Origin of the sequence: Stenotrophomonas sp. 57 (assembly GCF_030291075.1) — a bacterium.
GTDB lineage: Bacteria > Pseudomonadota > Gammaproteobacteria > Xanthomonadales > Xanthomonadaceae > Stenotrophomonas.
Genome location: NZ_CP127407.1, coordinates 79,310 through 101,751 on the forward strand (window position 1 = coordinate 79,310; position 22,442 = coordinate 101,751).

The 22,442-nt window shown below is 69.1% G+C and carries 16 protein-coding genes; 7 read left to right on the forward strand and 9 right to left on the reverse strand.

Going from position 1 to position 22,442, the window contains the following annotated elements; translation table 11 throughout:
* Positions 1–34: 34 nt before the first annotated feature.
* A complete protein-coding gene (locus QP512_RS00345; RefSeq protein WP_286070500.1) occupies positions 35–940 on the forward strand; it encodes a recombination-associated protein RdgC in 906 nt (301 codons plus the stop codon).
* Between the two features lie 59 nt (positions 941–999).
* Complete coding sequence (locus QP512_RS00350; protein WP_286070501.1) at positions 1,000–1,779, forward strand: SprT family zinc-dependent metalloprotease; 780 nt, start codon at positions 1,000–1,002, stop codon at positions 1,777–1,779.
* Between the two features lie 241 nt (positions 1,780–2,020).
* On the opposite strand, the gene QP512_RS00355 is transcribed toward QP512_RS00350, so the two are convergent.
* On the reverse strand, positions 2,021–2,887 hold the full coding sequence (locus QP512_RS00355; protein ID WP_286070502.1) for a methylglyoxal synthase: 867 nt from the start codon (positions 2,885–2,887) through the stop codon (positions 2,021–2,023).
* A 168-nt stretch (positions 2,888–3,055) separates the two neighbouring features.
* Between QP512_RS00355 and QP512_RS00360 the strand changes: the two genes are divergently transcribed.
* Entirely contained in the window at positions 3,056–5,461 is a 2,406-nt protein-coding gene (locus QP512_RS00360; protein ID WP_286070503.1) for an ATP-binding protein, read from the forward strand.
* On the opposite strand, the gene QP512_RS00365 is transcribed toward QP512_RS00360, so the two are convergent.
* The 3 genes from QP512_RS00365 to QP512_RS00375 all read right to left on the reverse strand — a co-directional run bounded on the left by QP512_RS00365 (position 5,447) and on the right by QP512_RS00375 (position 11,939).
* A complete protein-coding gene (locus tag QP512_RS00365; protein WP_286070504.1) occupies positions 5,447–6,892 on the reverse strand; it encodes an FAD-dependent oxidoreductase in 1,446 nt (481 codons plus the stop codon). The genes QP512_RS00360 and QP512_RS00365 overlap by 15 nt on opposite strands.
* A 28-nt stretch (positions 6,893–6,920) precedes the next feature.
* Positions 6,921–11,375, reverse strand: coding sequence for a glutamate synthase large subunit (gene gltB, locus QP512_RS00370; protein ID WP_286070505.1), 4,455 nt, complete (start codon positions 11,373–11,375; stop codon positions 6,921–6,923).
* Between the two features lie 174 nt (positions 11,376–11,549).
* Positions 11,550–11,939 (reverse strand): I78 family peptidase inhibitor, encoded by a 390-nt coding sequence (locus QP512_RS00375; RefSeq protein ID WP_286070506.1) that lies wholly within the window; start codon positions 11,937–11,939, stop codon positions 11,550–11,552.
* A gap of 112 nt (positions 11,940–12,051) precedes the next feature.
* On the opposite strand from QP512_RS00375, the gene QP512_RS00380 reads away from it, so the two are divergent.
* The gene (locus QP512_RS00380; protein WP_286070507.1) at positions 12,052–13,110 is read left to right on the forward strand and encodes a DNA topoisomerase IB; all 1,059 of its coding nucleotides are present in this window, start codon (positions 12,052–12,054) and stop codon (positions 13,108–13,110) included.
* Positions 13,111–13,132: 22 nt separating this feature from the next.
* Here the strand turns inward: QP512_RS00380 and QP512_RS00385 are convergent, their stop codons facing one another.
* Complete coding sequence (locus tag QP512_RS00385; RefSeq protein ID WP_286070508.1) at positions 13,133–13,441, reverse strand: hypothetical protein; 309 nt, start codon at positions 13,439–13,441, stop codon at positions 13,133–13,135.
* 195 nt (positions 13,442–13,636) lie between these two features.
* Here QP512_RS00385 and QP512_RS00390 point away from each other — a divergent pair, with 195 nt between their 5' ends.
* The gene (locus QP512_RS00390) at positions 13,637–14,743 is read left to right on the forward strand and encodes an SDR family oxidoreductase (RefSeq protein ID WP_286070509.1); all 1,107 of its coding nucleotides are present in this window, start codon (positions 13,637–13,639) and stop codon (positions 14,741–14,743) included.
* Here QP512_RS00390 and QP512_RS00395 read toward each other — a convergent pair.
* The gene (locus QP512_RS00395; protein WP_286070510.1) at positions 14,700–15,812 is read right to left on the reverse strand and encodes a serine hydrolase domain-containing protein; all 1,113 of its coding nucleotides are present in this window, start codon (positions 15,810–15,812) and stop codon (positions 14,700–14,702) included. The two genes, QP512_RS00390 and QP512_RS00395, sit on opposite strands and share 44 nt — an antisense overlap.
* 192 nt (positions 15,813–16,004) lie before the next feature.
* Here QP512_RS00395 and QP512_RS00400 point away from each other — a divergent pair, with 192 nt between their 5' ends.
* Both QP512_RS00400 and QP512_RS00405 read left to right on the forward strand, forming a co-directional pair.
* Positions 16,005–16,391 carry a BlaI/MecI/CopY family transcriptional regulator gene (locus tag QP512_RS00400; RefSeq protein WP_019338681.1) on the forward strand — a complete coding sequence of 129 codons (387 nt, stop codon included), beginning with the start codon at positions 16,005–16,007 and terminating at the stop codon, positions 16,389–16,391.
* Positions 16,392–16,394: 3 nt separating this feature from the next.
* On the forward strand, positions 16,395–18,386 hold the full coding sequence (locus QP512_RS00405) for a M56 family metallopeptidase (protein WP_286070511.1): 1,992 nt from the start codon (positions 16,395–16,397) through the stop codon (positions 18,384–18,386).
* Positions 18,387–18,480: 94 nt separating this feature from the next.
* Here QP512_RS00405 and QP512_RS00410 read toward each other — a convergent pair whose 3' ends face one another.
* The 3 genes from QP512_RS00410 to QP512_RS00420 all read right to left on the reverse strand — a co-directional run bounded on the left by QP512_RS00410 (position 18,481) and on the right by QP512_RS00420 (position 22,370).
* The gene (locus QP512_RS00410; protein WP_286070512.1) at positions 18,481–18,795 is read right to left on the reverse strand and encodes an I78 family peptidase inhibitor; all 315 of its coding nucleotides are present in this window, start codon (positions 18,793–18,795) and stop codon (positions 18,481–18,483) included.
* A gap of 66 nt (positions 18,796–18,861) precedes the next feature.
* On the reverse strand, positions 18,862–19,884 hold the full coding sequence (locus tag QP512_RS00415) for a ribonuclease H-like domain-containing protein (RefSeq protein WP_286070513.1): 1,023 nt from the start codon (positions 19,882–19,884) through the stop codon (positions 18,862–18,864).
* On the reverse strand, positions 19,881–22,370 hold the full coding sequence (locus QP512_RS00420) for a DEAD/DEAH box helicase (RefSeq protein WP_286070514.1): 2,490 nt from the start codon (positions 22,368–22,370) through the stop codon (positions 19,881–19,883). The genes QP512_RS00415 and QP512_RS00420 overlap by 4 nt, the downstream gene beginning before the upstream one ends.
* Positions 22,371–22,442: the final 72 nt, after the last annotated feature.

The following is a 22,442-nucleotide window of genomic DNA, read 5'->3' on the forward strand; positions in this document are numbered from 1 at the left end:
TCGGTCGCCCTTCCTCTTTGCCATCCGGAATTCCATGTTCTTTCGCAACCTGACGTTCTTCCGTTTCCCGACCGCCACTGATTTTTCCGAAGTCGACACCCTGCTGCCGCACGCCCTGCTCAAGCCGGTCGGCGCGCTGGAAATGAGCTCGCGCGGTTTCATCTCGCCGTTCGGCCGCGAGGAGAAGGAACTGCTGTCACATCGCATTGCCGAGCACCTGTGGCTGACCGTGGGCGGCGAGGACAAGATCCTGCCGGCGGCGGTGGTCAACGACCTGCTCGAGCGCAAGCTGGAGGAGATCGAGGAGAAGGAAGGCCGCCGCCCGGGTGGCCGCGAGCGCAAGCGCATGAAGGACGACCTGCTGCATGAACTGCTGCCGCGCGCCTTCGTGAAGTCCTCGCGCAACGACGCCTTCATCGACCTGCAGCACGGCTACGTGGCGGTGGATACCTCCAGCCGCAAGACCGGCGAGTACTTCATGTCCGACATCCGTGGCCTGCTCGGCAGCTTCCCGGCCATGCCGCTGAACGCCGAAGTGGCGCCGCGCTCGATCCTGACCGGCTGGATCGCCGGCGAGCCGCTGCCGACCGGGCTGAGCCTGGGCGAAGAGTGCGAGATGAAGGATCCGGTGGAAGGTGGCGCGGTGGTCAAGTGCCAGCACCAGGAGCTGCGCTGCGACGAGATCGACAAGCACCTGGACGCCGGCAAGCAGGTGACCAAGCTGGCGCTGATCTTCGAGGACAACCTGTCCTTCGTGATCGGCGACGACCTGATCGTGCGCAAGCTGAAGTTCCTCGACGGTGCCCTGGACCAGCTGGAGCATGCCGACGAAGACGGCCGCCGCGCCGAGTTCGATGCCCGCTTCGCCCTGCAGAGCGCCGAGATCCGCCGCCTGTTCCTGTTGCTGGAGGAAGCCTTCAAGCTCAGCAAGGCTGACTGAACAGGCAGCCCGTGGGCCGCCGGTCATCCGGTGGCCCGAAGCGGCGCTATGCTGGGCACATGAGCCGTCTGCTGCGCCGCCTGATCAGCCCGACCCCACCCGCCACCGTACAGCGCGACACCGTTCGCCTGCGGCTGGAGGATGCCGAGATCGAGGTGCTGCGGGTGCGCGACCCGCGCGCACGGCGCATCAAGCTGAGCGTGGACGAGCGCGGCGCGCGCCTGACGCTGCCGCCGCGGGCAAGCCTGGTGATGGGCGAACGCTTCCTGGAACAGCACCGCGACTGGCTGGCGCTGCAACTGCGCGTCTATCAGGACAATGGCCTGCCGGCACCGCTGCAGCCGGGCGAGGACGGCGTGCTGCCCCTGCGTGGCGAACTGCTGCCGCTGCGCTGGCAGGAAGGCCGTTACGCGCGCCTGGAGATCGACACGCACGGTGCCTGCGTGCAGTGGCCGACCCGCGGTGGGGACGCCACCCTGCGCCGCCTGCTGCGCGAGTTCTACGAAGCGCAGACCCGCGCCGACGTCGGCCGCTGGCTGCCGAAGTACCTGCCTACCCTGCCGCGCGCACCCAGCCGCGTGCGGCTGAAGGTGATGTCCTCGCAATGGGGCTCGCTGGCCCCTGACGGCAGCATGGCGCTGGACCTGGCCCTGGTGCTCGGCCGTCCGGAAGCGTTCGAGTACGTGCTGGTGCACGAACTCTGCCACCTGATCCAGCCGAATCACTCGCCCGCGTTCTGGCACGAAGTGGAACAACGCTTCCGCGCCTGGCGCGAGCAGCGCGACTACTTCCAGCTGGAAGGTCGGCGCCTGAAAGCCATGCTACGCCAGCTTCTGTAACTGTAGAGCCGAGCCCATGCTCGGCTCTACAGAAGCGCGCGCAGCGCGCAACCCGCTCCTGTTCTTCCTTCCTTCTTCCGTGGTGGCACACCGGAACTGTCGAAGGACGGGATGGGTGGGATTGCGGAGGTCGCTTCAGGGACGGGTTTACCGCGTCCCCCGCAGTTCCCCCCATCCCGGCCAACCGCATGATCGTGCAGGCCCAAGCCACCACGAGGGGCTCAGCCGTTCGCCGAAACCCTCACCCCGCCCGCAACGCCGCCGCCGTCGCCCACCGCGCCGCCACCCGCGGTGCCGTAATGCACACCGCTTGGTCCGTCACCGTCGTCACCGCACGCTCCAGCAGCTGGATATCCGCCTCGTGCTGGCGCGCCACATGCGGGTCCTCGAAGAAGATCGCACGCTGGCAGCTTCCTTCCAGCACGCGGTCTGCAATCTGCGCATCACCGCCCATCGGGCCGCTCTGGTAGCGCGTCACCCACGGCGTATCGCTGGGCCAGCCGCGGCTCCAGGCCAGCTCGTTCAAGCGTTGGCCGGTGGTGCCGGTCGCCACGCGCTCACCGAACCGCGCCAGCACATCGAAGTGCTCATCGGCGAACGCCAGCATGGCCGGCTTCATCGCATCGTGCGCGATCAGTGCCAGCGTCTGCCCCTCGAACGCATGCAGGTCGTCGGCCCCGGCATCGGCGGCCAGGCCGGCGTGGATGCGTTCCACCTCCACCCAGTCACGCGCAGTGGCCACGGTCGAAATGAACGGTTTGCCATGAATCACGCACTGCCGCTTCAGCGCCGTGGCTTCTGGGAACACGGAGGATGGATCGACCGGGTCGATCAGGTAGATCGCGCCATCCAGGGTCCGCTCGGCGCCCATGCCGACCACCTCGGCCACCAGTTTCATCAGGCCACCCTCGCGACCATAGGGATAGCGGTGCAGGCCCGCATAGCCGCTCAGGAAGCCCTGCCGCCCGATTGCGTCATAGGTACGGCCGACTGCGTGCAGCGACACTCCCAGTTCGCGCAGGCCGGCCTCGCTGACACGCAGCCAGCGGAACAGGGCGGCGCGCGCGTCGTGGTGGTGGAGACGGTTGGCAGCCAGGCCGATGCGCATCGAGAACTCCGCAGGAACGGGTGAAAGCGGCAGTGTATGTCGGCATTCCCCCTACTTGCTGCTTTTACAACTTTCTTCATTGCTACCCGCACACGTGTCGCTAGCGTGACAGGCAGCGGTACCGCAGCGCGGCCGTTCATTTCCGCCCGCGAAAAGAGGATGCCCATCGTGAACGTCGCTGGCCTGCGCGCCACCGTCGCGGTCATGGCCTGCGTGCTGTCCCCCATTACCGCCGCGGCTGCGGAGTGTGGGACGCCCCTGCGCATTGCCTGGCCGGCCGATCGCGCGCCCTTGTCTTCCAGTGAAGACGGCAAGCCGAAAGGGCTCAGCGCGGAATATCTGGCGTTGCTGGGCGCACGATGGTTGCTGCAGCCCCAGCCATTGCCATCGGCCGCCGTCGCGGAAGGTGGGGTGCCCGACGGCATCCAGGCCCTGCTGGGTTGGCCGCGCTCGCAGCTGCCCGCCGGCTGGGTGGCCAGTAGCGCCTACCAGCAGCTGCCACAGGTGATCGTGCGCCGCCGCGATGCGCCGCCGATGCTGGGCCTGGAAGGGTTGCGCGGCAAGACCGTGGTCAGTCCCGACGCGGTGGCGTTGAGCGCGATGCTGGCCGAGCATGCGCCCGGCGCACAGCTGCTGCCGCCCGCGCCTATGGATGACGCATTGGCCCTGCTGGGCGCGGGCCTGATCGATGCGGTGATCGCCAACCTCGGCGAGGCCGAGGCCGGCCTGCGCCGCTACCGGGGCACGCCGCTGGTGATCGCCGCGCCGGCGGGTACCGACGACGCACTGGTGCTGGCCGCCGTGCCGGCCTGCGCCGATGTGGTCAACGCGTTCGACCAGGCCATCTCGCAGCTGTCCGGCGCCGAGCGCGAAGCGATCCGCAACGCGTGGCTGCCGGACCAGCCGCGTCCCCAGCCACCGCCGTCGCCGCTGCGCTGGCTGGTGTCGTCTTCGCTGATCCTGCTGGCGCTCGTGCTGGTGTATGCCTACGGCTACTGGCGCGTGCATCGCGAAAGCGAACGCCGCCGGATGGTGGCCCAGCGCCTGCAGGAGGTGACCTCGAACCTGCCCGCAGTGGTCTTCCAGGTACGCCGGTCCGCCTCCGGCCACTACAGCTTCCCGCAGATTGCCGGTGATGTGCAGGCATTGTTCGGGATCAGCGTGGAGACCGCTCAGATCGACCAGCGGCGCCTGCTGGCAGCCGTCCACCCCGATGATCGCAGCCGGGTGATGGACTGCGTGGAAGCCGCCGCGCTGGCGCGTGGCCCGATCGATGTCACGTTCCGTACGCGCGCGGCGCAGGGCTGGCGCTGGGTGCGTTCGCATGGGCAGCCGCTGTCGTGCGAGGGCGGTGACGTGGAATGGAGCGGCTACTGGATCGATGTCAGCGAAGTGCAGTCGCGCACCCGTGCGCTGGCCGAGGCTCGCCGCGAGGCCGAACAGGTGGCGCTGGCCAAGACCCATTTCCTGGCGACGATGAGCCACGAGATCCGCACGCCGATGAGTACCCTGCTGGGCATGCTGGAACGGCTGGCAGGCAGCGCGCTGGACCCGCGCCAGCGGCAGGTGCTGGCGACGGTGGGTGATGCCGCGCGGATGCTGCGGCAGATCCTCGACGATGTACTGCACAGCCAGCGCCTGCAGGCGGTACCGCTGCAGCTGCGGCCGACCCGCGTGGCTGCACTGGTGCAGGCGGTGCAGCAGCTGCTGATGCCAGTGGCGGCCAGCCGCGGCCTGCACCTGCATGTCGCGCTTGATCCCGCCCTGCAGGCGGGATCGCTGGCCGACGACCTGCGCCTGCGCCAGATCCTGTTCAACTTGGCCGGCAACGCGCTCAAGTTCACCGAGCATGGCGGCGTGGACCTGCAGGTGCAGGTGGTGCAGCAACACGCCCGTGGCCAGCGGGTGCGCCTGCAGGTCAGTGACAGCGGCGTGGGCATCAGTGCCGAGCGGCAGCAGGCGGTGTTCGCCGCCTACACCCAGGCCGAGGCATCGACCACGCGTCGCTTCGGCGGCAGTGGCCTGGGCCTGGCCATCTGCCGGGAGCTGGCCGCATCGATGGGGGCAACGCTGGACCTGCGCAGCGTGTTGGGCCAAGGCACCACCGTGTGGCTGGAACTGGATCTGGCCGCCTGCGGGATGCCGGCGCAGGCGTCACCGACGTCGGCGGCGCTGGCGCGGCTGTCGCCGACCCGGGTATTGGTGGCCGAGGACCATCCCACCAACCTGCATCTGCTGGAACAGCGCCTGCACGACCTGGGATTGCAGGTCCGCGCCTGCACCGATGGCCGCCAGGCGTTCGAGGCCTGGCAGGCGGAGGCGTTCGACCTGGTCATCACCGACTGCCACATGCCGCACATGGACGGCTTCGCGCTGGCGCGTGCGATCCGTGCCGACACCTGCGCGATCCGTGCGGTGGTGCCGATCATCGCGTTGACCGCCAGCGTGCTGGACCGGACCCGCCAGGCCTGCCGCGATGCGGGCATCGACCACTTCCTGGCCAAGCCCGTGGAGACGCACGAACTGCGTGCGCTGTTGGCGGCGCTGCTCGCGCCGGATTCAGTGCGCCAGTAGGCGGATGATGCTGGCAGCGGCGTCGCGGCCTTCGGCCACTGCGGTCACCACCAGGTCGGCGCCGCGCACTGCGTCGCCACCGGCGAACAGGCGCGGGTGCGCGGTCTGGAACGGCAGGCGGTCCTTGCCACCTGCCACGATGCGGCCATTGGACTGGCCTTCCACGCCATGTTCGGACAGCCATGCCGGCAGCGTGGGCGAGAAACCGAAGGCGATGATGACCACGTCCGCCTCCAGCAGCGATTCGCTGCCGTCGATCGGCACCGCATTCTGGCGGCCGTTGGCATCGGGTTCGCCCAAGCGGGTCTCGACCACGGTCACGCCGATCACTTCATCATCGGCACCGGCTTCGATCGACAGCGGCTGGCGGTTGAACAGGAAACGCACGCCCTCCTCGCGCGCATTGGCCACTTCGCGCGCGCTGCCCGGCATGTTCGCTTCGTCACGGCGGTAGGCGCAGGTGACCTTGGCCGCGCCCAGGCGCACGGCGCTGCGCACACAGTCCATGCCGGTGTCGCCACCGCCGAGCACCACCACGCGCTTGCCGTTCAGATCGGGCAGGGCGATGGTGTCTTCCCAGCCGGCAATCGGCCGGCCCTTCGGGTCATCGCCACTGACGATGCGGCTGTTCTGCACCAGGAACGGCAGCGCCGGCAGCACCCCCTTCAGGTCCTGGCCGTCGAGGCCGCCATCGGTGTAGCGGTAGGCGCCGGTACCGACGAACACCGCATCATGGGTATCGAGCAGCTGCTGCACGCTCAGGTCGCGGCCGATCTCCACGCCGAGGCGGAACTGCACGCCCATGCCTTCCAGCACTTCGCGGCGGCGGTGGATCACGCCCTTGTCCAGCTTGAAGCTGGGAATGCCGAACTGCAGCAGGCCACCGATCTGCTCGTAGCGGTCGTAGACCACCGCGGCGATGCCGGCACGGGCCAGGCGGTCGGCACAGGCCAGCCCGGCGGGGCCGGCACCGATCACCGCCACGCTGTGGCCGGTCGGCTGTACCGCGCCCAGATCCGGGCGCCAGCCGGTGGCCAGCGCGGTATCAACGATGTACTTCTCCACCGCGCCGATGGTGACCGCGCCGAATTCTTCCAGCGTGCAGCTGCCTTCGCACAGCCGGTCCTGCGGGCACACCCGGCCGCACACTTCCGGCAGCGGATTGGTGCTGTGGCACAGCGTGGCGGCCTCGTGGATGCGGTTCTCCTGCACCAGCTGCAGCCACTGCGGAATGGCGTTGTGCACCGGGCACTTCCAGCTGCAGTACGGATTGCCGCAGTCCAGGCAGCGGCCGGCCTGGTACTGGGCGTCTTCCTTGCCGAACTTGCCGTACAGCTCGCCCCAGTCGCCGGACGTGCGCAGTTCCACTGGAATGCGCTGCGGCATGGTGCGGGGCAGGTCGAGGAACTGGAAAGCGTGCTTGCGGCTCATGATCGTCTCGGCAGTGCAGTGCGCGCGCTCAGGCGGCGCGGCGCAGGGTTTCAGTCAGCGACTCGATGCTGGCAGCCTTGGGTTTGACCAGCCAGAACTTGCCGATGTAATCGCGGAACTCGTCCAGGATCTGCTGCGCCCAGATGCTGCCGGTCAGCTCACGGTGGCGGCCGATCAAGCGGTGCAGGTGCTGGCGGTAGTTCTCGAAGCCCTCGGCGGAGACGCGATGGATGTCGATCAGCTCGTGGTTGTAGCGGTCGACGAAATCGCGGTCGACGTCCAGCACGTACGCCAGGCCACCGGTGAAGCCGGCACCGAAGTTCAGGCCGACCTTGCCCAGTACCAGCACCACGCCGTCGGTCATGTACTCGCAGCAGTGATCACCGGCGCCTTCGACTACGGCCAGCGCGCCGGAATTGCGCACCGCGAAGCGCTCGCCCGCGCGACCTGCGGCGAACAGCTCGCCACCGGTGGCGCCATACAGGCAGGTGTTGCCGATGATCGCGGTGCTGCGTGCCTCAAAGCGGGCGCCACGCGGCGGGCGTACCACCAGGCGGCCGCCGGCCATGCCCTTGCCGACGTAGTCGTTGGCTTCGCCTTCCACTTCCAGGTGCAGGCCACCGACGTTGAAAGCGCCGAAGCTCTGCCCGGCACTGCCGCGGAAGCGCAGTTCCAGCGGTGCCTCGGCCATGCCCTGGTTGCCATGCGCGCGCGCCACCGCACCGGCCAGGCGGGTGCCGATGCTGCGGTCGGTGTTGTGGATCAGGAAGCGGTGTTCGCCGCCGCGCTTGTGCTCGATGGCCGAGGCCAGCAGGCCATCCATCTGCGTGGCCAGGCTGTCCGGCGATTCGTACAGGCGCTGTGCGGCGCAGTGGCTGCCCTCGTAGCGGCTGTCGGCCAGCAGGCGCGACAGATCCACGCGCACGCCGTCGCGCGGCGCCGCCTCGATCTGCCGAAGCAGGTCGGTGCGGCCAACGATCTCGTCCAGCGAACGCACGCCCAGGTACGACAGCCAGCCACGCACTTCCTCGGCCAGAAGGCGGAAGAAGTTCTCCACGCGCTCGGGCTGGCCGGTGAAGTGGTTCTCGCGCAGGCGCTCGTCCTGGGTGGCCACGCCGGTGGCGCAGTTGTTCAGATGGCAGATGCGCAGGTACTTGCAGCCCAGCACGATCATCGGCGCGGTGCCGAAGCCGAAGCTGTCCGCGCCCAGCAGCGCGGCCTTGACCACGTCCAGGCCGGTCTTCAGGCCACCGTCGGTCTGCAGCAGGGTGCGCCCGCGCAGGTCGTTGGCCAGCAGCGCCTGGTGCGCTTCGGCCACGCCCAGTTCCCACGGCACGCCGGCATAGCGGATCGAGCTGACCGGCGAGGCACCGGTGCCGCCGTCATGGCCGGAAATGGTGATCAGGTCCGCACCGGCCTTGACCACGCCGGCGGCAATCGTGCCGACGCCGGCATGACTGACCAGCTTCACCGACACCAGCGCGGTCGGGTTGACCTGCTTGAGGTCGTAGATCAGCTGCGCCAGGTCTTCGATCGAATAGATGTCGTGATGCGGCGGCGGCGAGATCAGGCCAATGCCCGGCCGTGCGTAGCGCAGGCGTGCGATCAGTTCGTTGACCTTGTGCCCCGGCAGCTGGCCGCCCTCGCCGGGCTTGGCGCCCTGCGCGACCTTGATCTGCAGCACTTCGGCATTGACCAGATACTCAGCGGTGACGCCGAAGCGGCCGGAGGCCACCTGCTTGATCTTGCTGCGGCGTTCGGTTCCGTAGCGCGCGGGGTCTTCGCCACCTTCGCCGGAATTGCTGCGGCCGCCGAGGCGGTTCATGGCGATCGCCAGGGCTTCATGCGCCTCCGGCGACAGCGCGCCGAGGCTGATCGCGGCGGTATCGAAGCGCGGGAACAGCGCGCTGGCCGGCGCCACTTCTTCCAGCGGCACGGGCGTGGCCGCCGGCACCAGTTCCAGCAGGTCGCGCAGCGCCGACGGCGGGCGCGCATGCACGGCATCGCAGTACTGCTGCCACGCACGCGGGTCACCGCTGCGCGCCGCGCGCTGCAGGGTGGTGACCACGTCCGGGTTGTACATGTGGTACTCGCCGCCGTGCACGTACTTCAGCAGGCCGCCGACATCCACGTCCTGCTGCGCGTCCCAGGCCTGCGCACACAGCTCACGCGCATCGGCATCCAGGCGTGCAAAGCCGGCGCCGCCGATGCGCGAGGCGGTATCCGGGAAGCACAGGTCCACCACCTCCGGTTCCAGGCCGATGATCTCGAACAGCTGCGCACCGCGGTAGCTGGCCACGGTACAGATGCCCATCTTCGAGATGATCTTCGACAGGCCCTTGTAGACGCCCTTGCGGTAGCGGCGGCCGATCTGCGACTGCTCGCCACCCTTGCTGAGCTTGAGGATGCCGCGGCGGCCCAGATCGAACAGGGTCTGGTAGGCCAGATACGGATACACCGCAGTGGCACCGAAGCCGAGCAGGCAGGCCATGTGGTGCGGGTCGCGCGCGGTGCCGGTCTCGACGATCAGGTTCACATCGCAGCGCAGGCCCAGGCGCGAGAGGTGGTGATGGATGGCGCTGGTGGCGAGCAGCGCATGCACCATCGGCCGCCCGGCCACCGGGTAGCGGTCGGACAGCAGCAGCATCACCATGCCGTCGCGCGCAGCCTGTTCGGCCTCGGTGCAGATGCGCTCGATGCCGGCACGCAGGCCTTCGTCTTCGCTGTAGGACAGGTCGAGCAGACGGTTGGCCTGCACGTACTGGTCCATCTTCAGCAGCTGGCGCAGCTTGCGCTGGCTCAGCACCGGCGAGTTGAGGATGACGTGGTTCACCGTCTCCGGGCCGGCATGGAAGATGTTGGTCTCCTTGCCGAGCTGGGTGGACAGGGACATCGCGCAGTCTTCGCGCAGCGGATCGATCGGCGGGTTGGTGACCTGCGCGAAGGCTTGGCGGAAATAGTCGTAGAGCGGGCGGCTGCGCTGGCTGAGCACGGCCATCGGCGTGTCGTCGCCCATCGAGCCGGTGGCCTCCTGCTCGGTCTCGGCCAGCGGCCGCAGCACCTGCTCCACTTCCTCGCTGCTGAGCTGGTACAGCTTGTGGTAGCTGCGCAGGGTGCCTTCGTCGAACGGCTCTTCCACCAGCGACGGATCGATCAGTTCGGTCTGCAGGTAGGTCACGCCCTGCTGCAGCCACTGCTTGTACGGCGCGCGGCCACGGTTGATGCGATCCACCGCGTCCGAATCGAGCAGGTCGCCGCGCTTGAGGTCGATGGCCACCATCTCGCCGGGGCCGAGCTTGCCCTTGCGCACCACGCGCTCGGTCGGCACTTCCCACACGCCGGCTTCGGAGGCGACCAGGAAGTGGCGGTCGGCGGTCAGCATCCAGCGCGCCGGGCGCAGGCCATTGCGGTCGAGGGTACACACGGCGTAGCGACTGTCGCAGGCGACGATGCCGGCCGGGCCGTCCCACGGCTCGCTGTTCAGGCCATGGAACTCGTAGAACGCCGCCAGGTCCGGGTCCTTGAACTCCAGCGACTGCGTGGCCGGCGGCACGAGGATGCGCAGCGCCTGGATCAGTTCCATGCCACCGGCGACCATCAGCTCCAGCATGTTGTCCAGGCTCTGCGAGTCCGAACCGTGCATGGAGATGACAGGATCGAACTCGGCGATGTCGAACCGCGGGGTTTTCCACACCTTGCTGCGCGCCTGCGCCCAGCGCCGGTTGCCTTCAATGGTGTTGATCTCGCCGTTGTGGGCGAGCATGCGGAACGGGTGCGCCAGCGGCCAGCGCGGCAGCGTGTTGGTTGAGAAGCGCTGGTGGAACACGATCGCGCTGGAGGCCAGTTCGCGGCGCTGCAGGTCCGGGTAGAAGCGGCTCAGCTTGTCCGGCAGCACCATACCCTTGTAGCTGATCGCATCCGGGGTGAGCGTGGTGACGTAGAAGTCGGCGTGCTCGCGCAGCTGCTGTTCGCTGCGGCGGCGGGCCAGGAACAGCGCCAGCGCGAAGCCGGCGTCATCCTGGCCGACTCCGGCATCGACGAACACCTGCTCGATTCGCGGCAGCGTGTCGCGCGCCAGCTGGCCGCAGACGCTGTCGTCGGTGGGCACGTCGCGCCAGCCCGCCACCCGGCATCCGACCTTTTCCAGTTCTTCCTGCAATCGGGTGCGGCAGGCCTGCGCCGCATCGGCAGCGTGCGGCAGGAACACCAGGCCGGCGGCGAAGCGTGTGGTGATGGTGATGCCGGCTTCGCTGGCCAGCAGTTTCAGGAACGCATCGGGGCGGCGCAGCAGCAGGCCGCAGCCATCGCCGGTCAGGCCATCGGCGGCAACGCCACCACGGTGGGTCATGCGCGAAAGCGCGGCGATGGCGGTATCAACCAACAGGCGCGAAGGTTGGTCGTCGAGCTGGGCGACCATGCCGAATCCACAGGCATCGCGCTCGGAGCGCGGGTCGTAAAGCCCTTGGCGGTTGCGGGGGGCCATCTCTACCTCGATGCGTATAGGGTTGGCGGCGACACTCGTCCCCGCTCATTCCCTGGAGCGCATCGTGAGGCCACCGGATGCCTCGACTAGATCACAGGTTGCTGCAACGCCGCAATACACGGTTGCAGGTGCAACAGAACGCGCCGGCACCCCCGTGCCGGCGCGGGGCCGGACTCAGCCGCAGCGCGCGCCGCTGACCGCGCCCTTGTCGTCCACTTCGATGTTCAGGCGGTCGCCGAGGAACTCCATCGTGGCCACATCATTGGGCTTGAGAACGCGCACCTGGTTGGCGCCGGCATCTTCCTGGGCCTGCTTGCCGAGGGCATCGGTGTAGGGCTGGCCGACCAGGCTCTGCACCTGGCTGGCGTCGCAGGTGCCGACCGGCGGTGCCTCGGTGGCCTTGCCGGCGTCGTCGGCCGGTGCCTTGGCGGCTTCGGCCGCCTGCTGGGCATGGGCCGTGGCCGAATCCTGTTCATCCAGCGCCGGCGCCTGGCAGGCGGTCAGGGCCAGCACGGCCGGCAGCAACAGGGCGGAGAGCGAACGGGCGCGAATCGGAAACGACATCATGACTCCGGAAGGGACTGTGAAAACCCGAGCATAGCGGCGAACCGACCCTCACGTGTTTGTCTTGCGTTATCGACAGGATCACCGCGCCGCACCCGCGACACTCCCAGCCATGCCAACGCCCCCCACCCCGGAACAACAGGCCGCGCGCGCCGCAGGTCTGCGCTATGTCGATGACACCCAGCCCGGCATCAGCCGCCGCCGCGCCGGCAAAGGCTTTGCCTACCGCGATGCCGACGGCCATGCCGTGCGCGAGGCCGCCACCCTGCAGCGCATCCGCGCCCTGGCAATTCCGCCGGCCTATACCGCCGTGTGGATCTGTGCCCACGCCAACGGGCACCTGCAGGCCACCGGCCGCGACGCACGCGGGCGCAAGCAGTACCGCTACCACGCCGACTGGGCCGCGGTGCGTGACGCCGGCAAGTTCGACCGGGTGATCGCCTTTGGCGAAGCACTGCCTGCGCTGCGTCGCCGGCTTGGCCGCGATCTCAAGCGCAGTGGCTTCCCGCGCGAAAAGGTGCTGGCGGTAGTGGTCGCGCTGCTGGCCGACACCCTGGTGCGGGTAGGCAATGAAACCTACGCCAGGGAAAACAGATCCTTTGGCCTGACCACGCTGCGCAACCGGCACCTGGACCTGCTGCGTGGGGGGCGCGTGCGGATGCGCTTCCGCGGCAAATCCGGGCAGCTGCATGAAGTAACGGTCGGCGACCGCCGGCTCGGCACGCTGGTGCGCGGTGTGCAGCAGTTGCCTGGCCAGGCCCTGTTCCAGTACCGCGATGACGACGGTGTGATCCAGCCGGTCGATTCCGGTGCGGTCAACGATTACCTGCGCGAGGTGATGGGCGAGGATTTCACCGCCAAGGATTTCCGCACCTGGGGCGGCACCCTGGCTGCAGTACAGGCGTTCGCCGCCACCGAGCTGCCCGAACCGGCCAGCCAGCGCGCGCTGGCCAAGGTGCAGCGTGAGGTGGTGTGCAAGGTGGCGGCTCAGTTGGGCAATACGCCTGCGGTGTGCCGCAAGGCCTATATCGACCCTTGCGTGTTCGCCGGCTGGGAGCGCGGCGAACTGGCGAAACTGGCTGGCCTGCGTGGGCCGCGCCAGTGGGAACAGGCGACGCTGAAGCTACTGCGCCGCGCGCGGCGGCTGTCCAAGCGCGGCGGCGCGACGTAGCGTCGGGCTTGCTCGACGGCGGTTATCCGCAGTAGATCGCGGTGATGTTGTTGGTGCGGCCCTTCTCGATGGTCAGGCGGTCACCGCCTTCGTGCGCCGGCGGCACCCGCGGGCCGTCATGACGCAGCACCTGCACGTGCAGGCTGTCGCTGTCCACGCGCGCGCGTTCGACGGTAGCGGCCGAAGCGGCCAGGCCGAGTGCCCCGCGCACCATGTCGCTGTGGCACTGGCCGGAAATCACGCCGTCGATCGGCTGCACCTGGGCCATCGGCGTACTGCTGCAGGCAGCGAGGGCGAGGGTAAGAGCGGCAGTGGCGATGGCATGTTTCATGGAGACGTTCCTCGTGTGGGTGCGTGCAGGGTGCGACGGCAGGCGTGGTCGTGGAATGAATGCCGTGCACATCGTGGACACGGTGCGCTCACTGCCGCCGACAGCCCGGACAGGGACACTGCAGGCGCGGCGGATGCCGCCCCCGGTAGTGCCGGCCGCTGGCCGGCAGCCCCTTTCCCTCCCGAGGAGACCTGCATGGCCACCACTACAAAGACCCCCGCCCGCCGCAAAGCTTCGCCCAAGGTGCGCAAAGGCAGCACCGCGACGAAGACCGCGGCCGACACCGCTCGGCCACGCGTGGTGAAGACCGCCACCCGCAAGGCCGCCGCCAGCGATCCGCGTGCGGCACGTGTGGCTTCCCGGCAGCGACGCCTGCAGGACCAGGAAAAGGCCAAGGACGCGCGCGCCGCGAAGAAGGCAACAAAGAAGACCGCCACCCAGGCCGGTGCGCGCAGGCAACCTGAGGTCATGCCCGCCCAGCAGCTGCCCAAGCCCGGGCATGAACACGAACTTGAGCTGGCGCCACGCTTCCTCGCGCCGGACTACGCGGGAAGCGGCAAGCTGCAGGGCCTGCGCGCGATCATCACCGGCGGCGATTCCGGTATCGGCCGCGCGGTCGCGGTGCTGTTCGCACGCGAGGGTGCGGACGTTGCAGTGCTGCATCTGGATGAAGCCGAGGATGCCGAGATCACCCGCCAGCACGTCGAGCGCGAAGGCGGGCGCTGCGTGGTGATCGCCGGTGACGTGCGCGACCCGCGCTTCTGCAACAGGGCGGTGAAGCAGGTCGCCAAGGCCTTCGGTGGCATCGACATCCTGGTCAACAACGCGGCCTTCCAGCTGCACTGCGAGCGCCTGGAAGACCTCGAAGACGCCCACCTGCAGGAAACCCTGCAGACCAACATCGGCGGCTACATCCAGATGGCACGCGCGGTGCTGCCACACCTGGGCGAGGGCGCCAGCATCATCAACACCGGCTCGGAGACCGGCCTGTTCGGCAGCAAGGCACTGATCGACTACTCGGCCACCAAGGGCGCGATCCATGCGTTCACCAAGGCGCTGGCCAGCCAGCTGCTGCCGCGTGGCATCCGGGTCAACTGCGTGGCGCCGGGTCCGGTGTGGACGCCGCTGAACCCCGCCGACAAGCAGGCCGAAGATGTTGCGGAGTTCGGCAAGGACAGTGACATGGGGCGGCCCGCGCAACCCGAAGAACTGTCGCCGGCCTACGTATTCCTGGCATCGCCGGCCTGCGCCAGCTACATCAGCGGGGTGGTCCTGCCGGTGATGGGCGGGCCGCGGGGGTAGGGCCCGCAGCCGTCGGGGCGGGCGCGTACAGATCGGCAATACGTGGAATGAAGCGCTGCGGATTGGCTCCGACCAGGTTGGTCAGCATCACCACCGCCACGCCGCGCTCGGGATAGACCACGAAGGCCGAGCGCGCCCCGCCGATGCCGGCCACCTGCAGGTCGGGCGAGGCGTTCAGTACCGGCCAGCCGCCGGCCCATGCACCGGCGCGACCGTCGGCCAGGCGCTCGGCAGTCCACATGCGCTCCCGCGCCGGGTCCTGCAGCAGGCGGCCTTCGGTCAACGCGACCAGCCAGCGTGCGGTGTCATCGGCAGTGGTGAGGATGCCGCCTCCGGCCCACAGGCTCGGCGGCACGTCGTAGAACCAGTGCGACAGGCGCGTCGGCGCGTCGGCGGCATCGGTGGCGCGCGGCGCCAGGCTGTACATCGTCGCCACATCCGGAATCAGGTCATAGCTGTCGCCGAAGGTAGTGCGTGCCATGCGTGCGCCACTGAACTGGGCGGTGGCCAGGAAGCGTTCGTAGGGCATGCCCGATTGCCGCGCGATGATCCGCGACAGCAGCAGGTAGTTGGTCTGGTTGTACGCAAAGCGCTGCCCGGGTGCCGCTTCGAGCGGTCGCGCGCTGACCGCCGTCCATGCCTGTGCTTCCGACCCCGCGCCCAGCAGGCCGTTCGCATCGAGGATGTCCGGCAGGCCCGAGGTGTGGGCCAGCAGCTGGCGCACGCGCACCTCGCGCCATGCCGCCGGCAGATCGTCCAGGTAGCGCGAGGCCGGTGCATCCAGATCAACTCGCCCCTGCTCTGCCAGCTGTGCGATGGCGACCCCGGTGAAGGCCTTGGTGGCCGAGTTGAGCGGGAATCGGGTGTCGCGCGAGGCGAGCACGCCGTTCTCCACGTTGGCCAGGCCGTAGGCTTCGGAGAGCACGATCTGGCCGTCCTTGACCACGGCCAGCTGCAGCCCGGGAATGCGCTCGTCCAGCATGATCTGGCGGACCAAGCGGCGGGTCTGGTCGTTGGCCTGGTCCTGGTTGGCGGACACCGCGGCGAGGGGCAGGGCGCTGATGAGCATGAGCACGACTCGAAGCGTTGGGCGGAACATGCGGGATTCCAGAAAGGCGTCGAGGGTCGGATGCACCGGCGGCGGAAAAGGTTTAACCGCCCCGGATAGGCCTACCGTTCGTCGGCCCATGACTTCCGGGGGATTGACTACAGTTGTCGTCAAGCTGACAGTGACGACACGTGTAGTCAAGGGAGTGGTGTCATGCGTGGCAAGTCCATAGGGGACCAGGAACTGGCCCTGCTGCAGTACATCGATGAACATGCGCCGGCCAGCGTGGGCGAGGTCGCCAGCGGCTACGGCGAGGCCCGTGGCCTGGCCCGCTCCACCGTGCTGACGATGATGGAACGGCTGCGGGCGAAGGGCTATCTTCAGCGCCGGCAGCAGGACGGCGTCTACCGCTACCAGGCCACCCGTGGCCCGCAGAGCGTGCTGCAGGGTGCCGTGGCCCAGTTCGTCGACAACACCCTGCAGGGGTCGGTGTCGCCGTTCGTGGCCTACCTGTCGCAGCGCCAGCAGGTCAGCGACAACGAGCTGGCCGAGCTGGAAGCGCTGGTTGCCCAACTCCAATCGCGTCGCCACGAGGGCTGAGCCATGGACACCACGATGCTGATCCCGATGCTGGAACGGCTGGGCTGGACCAGCCTGCAGACCGTGCTGCTGGTGGCCCTGGTGTATGGCCTGTGCCGCGCGCTGCCGTCGTTGTCGGCGGCCACCCGCTGCCGCCTGTGGTGGCTGGTCTCGCTGCAGGCCGTGCTCGGCCTGTTCTGGAGCCAGCCGTTGCAGTTGGCCTGGCTGCCGGCACCGCAGGCGGTGGCGATGACCGCCACTGACGTTGCCGCTGATCTGGTGTACCCACTGGCGCCGGAAGCCTCGGCGCAGCTGCTGGCCGCGATGCCGATGCCTGCGGCGGACGTGCCGGCGGTTGCGTGGTGGGCGGTCGCACTGGCTGCGCTGTGGCTGTCCGGCGTGCTGCTGATGGCGTTGCGCACCTTCGGTGAGTGGCGCCGCTGCCGCGCACTGCTGGCTGCGGCCCATCCCTGCGAGGACGAGGCGCTGGTGCAGGCCCTGCAGCTGGCCTCCGACGCGCACGGCGTGCGCCCTGCGCCGCGGCTGTGGATGAGCGCGCAGGTGGACTCGCCGCAGCTGATCGGGCCGTTCCGCCCAGTGCTGCTGCTGCCGGCCGGCGACAACGCCCTGCAGGGCGACGCGCTGGACCTGGCACTGACCCACGAACTGCAGCACCTGCAGCGTCGTGACCTGCAGTGGGGCCTGCTGCCCGCGTTGGCCCAGCACCTGTTCTTCTTCCACCCGCTGCTGCGGCTGTCGGTGCGCGAATACGCCCAGGCCCGCGAGGAAGCGGTGGATGCGGCGGTGGTCGGCCAGCACGGTGCCAGCCGCCAGGCCTATGGCCGCCTGCTGCTGCAGCTGGGCGTGGCACCGCAGCCGCACCTGGGCGTGGCCAGCGCCGCACCAAGCACCACCAGCCTCAAGCGTCGCCTGCTCTCGCTGCAGTCGCACCGGTCCTGCCCGCGTCTGCTGGCGATCGCGTTGACTGCCGCGGTGGTGGTGGTGGGCGTGGCGCCGATGCGGCTGGTCGCAGCGCCGGTGCCGCCGGCCCCGCCCGCGCCGCCGGCTGCACCGAAGGCCGTGGTTCCCCCGCCGCCGGCGCCGAAGGTTCCGCCTGCACCGCCGATGTCGGCGCGCGCGCCGGAGGTGCCGGTGGCCCCTGCGCCGCCCGCCGAGCCTGCCGACGTCGAGGATCTGTCCGGCCCGGACGATGCGGATGTGGCGGTTGACGTGGATGTCGACGTCGACCCCGGCATCGACGTCGGCCGCAGCACCTCGCGCAGTTCCTCCATCACCACCTACGGGCGGCTGGATCTGAGCACGTCGCCGCCGCAGGCGTTCGTGCTGGTCGATGGTGATTCAACCTTCGCCAACGGCGGCATCGACGACGTGACGCTGGCGCGCAAGCAGCTCGGCAAGGGACCGGCGCTGTGGTTCCGCCAGGGCAGTGAGCGCTACATCGTGCGTGACCCGATGCTGGTCCAGTCGTTGCAGCGTGCTTACGCCGGTGCGTCCGATCTGGGGCAGCAGCAGAGCGCACTGGGTCGCCAGCAGAGTGCGCTTGGTCGCCAGCAGAGCGCACTCGGCAAGCAGATGGGCGAGATGGGCCGGCTGCAGGGCGAGGAGGCGCGCCGTATCGCGTTGGTGGCGGTCGAGGCTGCGCGCAGTGCGATGAGCGCGCACGACATCAATCGCGAAGCCGCCGCCGAAGCCGCGAAGGCGGCACGCGGGGCGACCAGCGACGCCGCAGTTGCGCGTGAAGCCGCCCGTGAGGCGGCCGCCGCGGCACGTCGCGCGATGCAGGAAGCCCGCAGCCAGGCCGCACAGTCCAGCCGCACCCGCGACATGAACCGCTTGGCCAGCCAGCAGGCCGAACTGGCCAGCCGCCAGGCGGCGCTGGGCAGCCAGCAGGCCGCGCTGGGCGAACGCCAGGCGCAGGTGCACGCGCGGGCGGCACAGCAGGCGCAGCTGGTGATCGCCCGTGCATTGGCCAGCGGCAAGGCCGAGCGCCTCTGAAAACGGCGGAAGCGCCGGGCCATGCCCGGCGAGCGCAGCGGCACACCTGAAGACGGAAGGCGCCGGGCATGGCCCGGCGCCACCCGGCGGAACATCAACCGCAGCTGGCGCGCTCGATCCTGTTCTGCGCATCCACCTGCACGGTCACGCGGTCCTGGCGGAAGTCCATGGTCACCGCCATGCCCGGTTTGACCACCCGCGCATTGCGCGCGCCACTGGCGCTCACCAGCTGCTTCACGGTGGCTTCGTCGGCGGTCTTGCCGGTGAAAGCGTCCAGCGTGTCCGGCTTGCACTCGTGCACGCCCTCGGCAGCGGGCGGTGGTGTGCTCTCGTGTGCGGTGCTGCTGCCGGCATGGCTGCAGGCGGCCAGCGGCAGGATGGCGAGCAGGGCGAGGGGACTGAGGCGCATGGTCGGGCTCCAAGCGTGGATGGTGGCGGCAGTGTCACCGCTGCCACCGTCAGGCCGCGTCAACGCCTACTGCCCGACCAGCGCCAGCGTCTCGCGTTCGCGTTGTTCCTCGCGCACCAGCCGCTGCAGCAGCAGGGCCAGCGTCACCACGTCCTGGTGATTGTGGTCGGCGACCCGCCGCAGGTTCACCGCATCGCCGCCGCGCAGGAAGCGCAGCCAGGCGCCGGGTGCTTCCGAGCCCGGCAGGTCGTCCTCGCGCACCACGCGCAGCAGCTGGCGTTCGATGGTGGACAGCTTGCAGTTCTCCCACGTGCCGCGATAGCGGCGGCGCGTGGGATAGAGCAGGTCCAAATGATCCAGTGCGGTGATCGGGCAACGCTGGCGGGCCAGTCGATAGCGTGCCTTCAGCAGTGGCGCATCGTAGCTGCGGCCGTTGTAGCTGCAGAACACGGTGGTCGGCTGCAGCCAGCTGGCAAACGTAGCCAGCATCGCGTCTTCCGCAGCCATGGTGGACATCAACAGCTGGCGGATGCGCAGGCCTTCGCCGCGTTGCGGGCACTCGTGCCAGTCAGCGGCGCCGATCATGAAGGCACGGGTGCCGGTGCCGCCAGCCAGGCCGGTGGTTTCGGTATCGAAGAACAGCAGGTCGCGCGCAGCCACGTGTTCGCCCTCGCGCCGGGCGAAATCCAGCGACAGCGGTTGTGCCGGGATCGCCTGCGGCTGCAGCGATTCGATCAGGAACAGGCCCGGTGCGATCTCTTCGCCGGGCAGCTGCCGGTCCTGCGCGCTGGCGCGTGCCGGCGCGGCACCACCGCGGGTGCGCAGGCCGAGCAGGCGATGCAGGCTGCCCACCTCGGGCCGACGCAGCGCGGGCGGCGCCGTGGCAGGTGCCGCCGCGCCGGTCGGCTTGTGGCGGATCTCCTGCTCGACCCAGGCGAACACCGAACGCTCCGCTGCTGGCTGACGTGCATCGTTGGCGGCCACCGGGGCCTGCGTGGCGGGTGCTGGCTCGGGCGCGGGCGGCGTGCTCGCCTTCGGGTCACCGGCCTGTTTCCGCAGCAGGCGCAGCTTGTCCAGGCTCAGGCTCACGGTGCCAGCAGTTCCATCGGCTCGCGTGTGGTCACCACCACGTCGCGCACATGCTGGCAGGCCTCGGCATCGAACAGGTCGAGCACGCGCAGCGCCAGCGCACGCGGCGAGGTGTCATCCTCTTCCTGCGCGGCCAGCACCGGGCCCACGCAGGCCGGGCAGCCGGCTTTGCAGTCGCAGCGCTGCACCAGTTCGCGCGCGCGCTGCACCAGTTCAGCCTGGCGCTGCCACAGTGGCTCGCTGAGGCCGACGCCGCCGGGGAAATTGTCGTACAGATAGACTGTGGGCACGAACTCCTGCAGCAGCTCGACGATGCCGGGATCACCCTCGCCGCCGCGGAGCTGGCCACGGCCGGTCTGGTCGGCGACCGCGAACCACGAGCCATCGCCGTTGCCGACCGACTTCTGCAGGTCGCGCGCATCGGCCATCACCGCCACGGTGGCGACGATGTGCAGTGCGTAGGCGGCGCCGAGGAAGCCATCCAGCGCATCCTGCTTGCTGGCGAACGCGCGCAGCAGCAGCGCCTGCGGCAGCTGCCACCACACCGCGGTGGTATGCAGTTCCTGGTCGGGCAGGTTCACCGGCCCGTAGCCGATGTTCTCGTGGGTGTAATAGCGGATCTTCTTGTAGCCCGCCACGCGGCGTACCACGTGCACTTCGCCATGGTGCGAATCGCCACGGCCGGCCACGCCGCCATCGAAGCGGTCCAGCACCTTGAGCTTGGTGAAGTCGATGCTGTCGGTGTAGTAGTCCACGTGGGTGCGCGTGACATAGGCCTTGCGGCCTTCCCAGTCCAGCGTTTCCACCTGGTAAGGGGTGGACTGCACCATGTGGATCGCGCCTTCGTACAAGGTGAGCGCGGCCGCGGAATAGTCGACTTCGGCGATGATCTGCTGGCGGCCATCGCTGCGGTCGACCACCACGAAGTTACCGTCGGCCACGGCGCGCAGGCTGACCGCGTTGGCCGGATAGCTGTCGGCGATCCATTCCCAGCGCTCGCCTTCGCGATGGATGACTTCGGTTTCGGCCAGCGCTTCCAGGAACACTTCCGGATCGATCGGGCCGAAGCCATCGCCGACCCGGAACGGCAGTTCAAAGGCCGCGCAGCGGATGTGGTCGAACAGGATCAACGGCTGGTCCGGCGCGATGCGCGCATGTTCGGGCGAGGCCTCGGCAAAGAAATCCGGATGTCGCACCACGTACTGGTCCAGCGGCTGCGAGCTGGCCACCATCACGCCCAGCGCGGGCTGCTGGCGACGACCGGCGCGGCCGAAGCGCTGCCAGGTGGCGGCCACGCTGCCGGGGTAGCCGTTGAGGATGACCACGTCCAGGCTGCCGATATCCACGCCCAGTTCCAGCGCCGAGGTGCTGACGATGCCGTCGATGTTGCCGGCGCGCATCGCCCTCTCGGTCTCACGCCGCTCGGTGGGCAGGTAGCCGCCGCGGTAGGCGCGGATGCGGGGCGGCTTGCGCGGGTCGTGGTCGAAAATGTCCTTCAGGTACTTGGTCAGCACTTCCACCATCAGGCGGGTCTGCGCGAACACCAGGGTCTTCAGCCCGGACTTGATCGCGATGCGCGCGATGCGGTTGCTTTGCGAACGTGCGGAGGCACGCAGGCCCAGGTCCGGATTGATCACCGGCGGGTTCCACAGCAGCACCTGCTTGGGTCCGCTGGGCGCGCCGGATTCGGTGATGGCGGTAACCGGCGCCTCGATCAGGGCCTCCGCATGCGCCTGCGGGTTGCCGATGGTGGCCGAGCACAGGATGAACTGCGGTTGCACACCGTAGAACGCGCAGATGCGCTTGAGCCGGCGCAGCACGTTGGTCACGTGGCTGCCGAACACGCCGCGGTAGGTGTGCACCTCGTCGATGACGATGTAGCGCAGGTTCTCGAAGAACTGTGCCCACTTGGTGTGATGCGGCAGGATGGCCTGGTGCAGCATGTCCGGGTTGGAGACCACGATGTCGCCATGCAGGCGGATCGCCTGGCGCGCATCGCCGGGGGTGTCGCCGTCGAAGGTGAAGGCCTTCACCCCCAGATCGCCGGCGCGGTTGAGTTCCAGCAGTTCGGCTACCTGGTCCTGGGCCAGGGCCTTGGTCGGGAACAGGTACAGCGCCTTGGCCTTGTCCTGCATGGCCGCACTGACCACCGGCAGGGTGTAGCACAGCGACTTGCCGCTGGCGGTGGGGGTGACGATGGCCACGTGTTCGCCGCGCTGGCTGGCCTCCCACGCTTCGGCCTGGTGGCTGTAGAGCTGCTCGATGCCACGGGCCTTCAGCGCGGCGGCCAGGGCCGGCGGTACCGACCCGGGAAGGGGCGCGTAGCGGCCTTCGCGGCCCGGAATGGCAAAGCTGCCGGTGATGCGGTCCTGGTAGCGGCGCTGCAGGCGCGCACTGAGCAGGGCGCCGTCGCGCGCGGGCAGGCCGTCGCGGGTAGCGAGCTTCTGCTCGGCATCGGCGGTGCGCTTGGCGAGTTCGTAGGCCATGGAAGATGGAGCCAGTACGGATTGCGAGGGGTCACATGGCACCACATCCACGTCTCAGGATGTGAGACATCG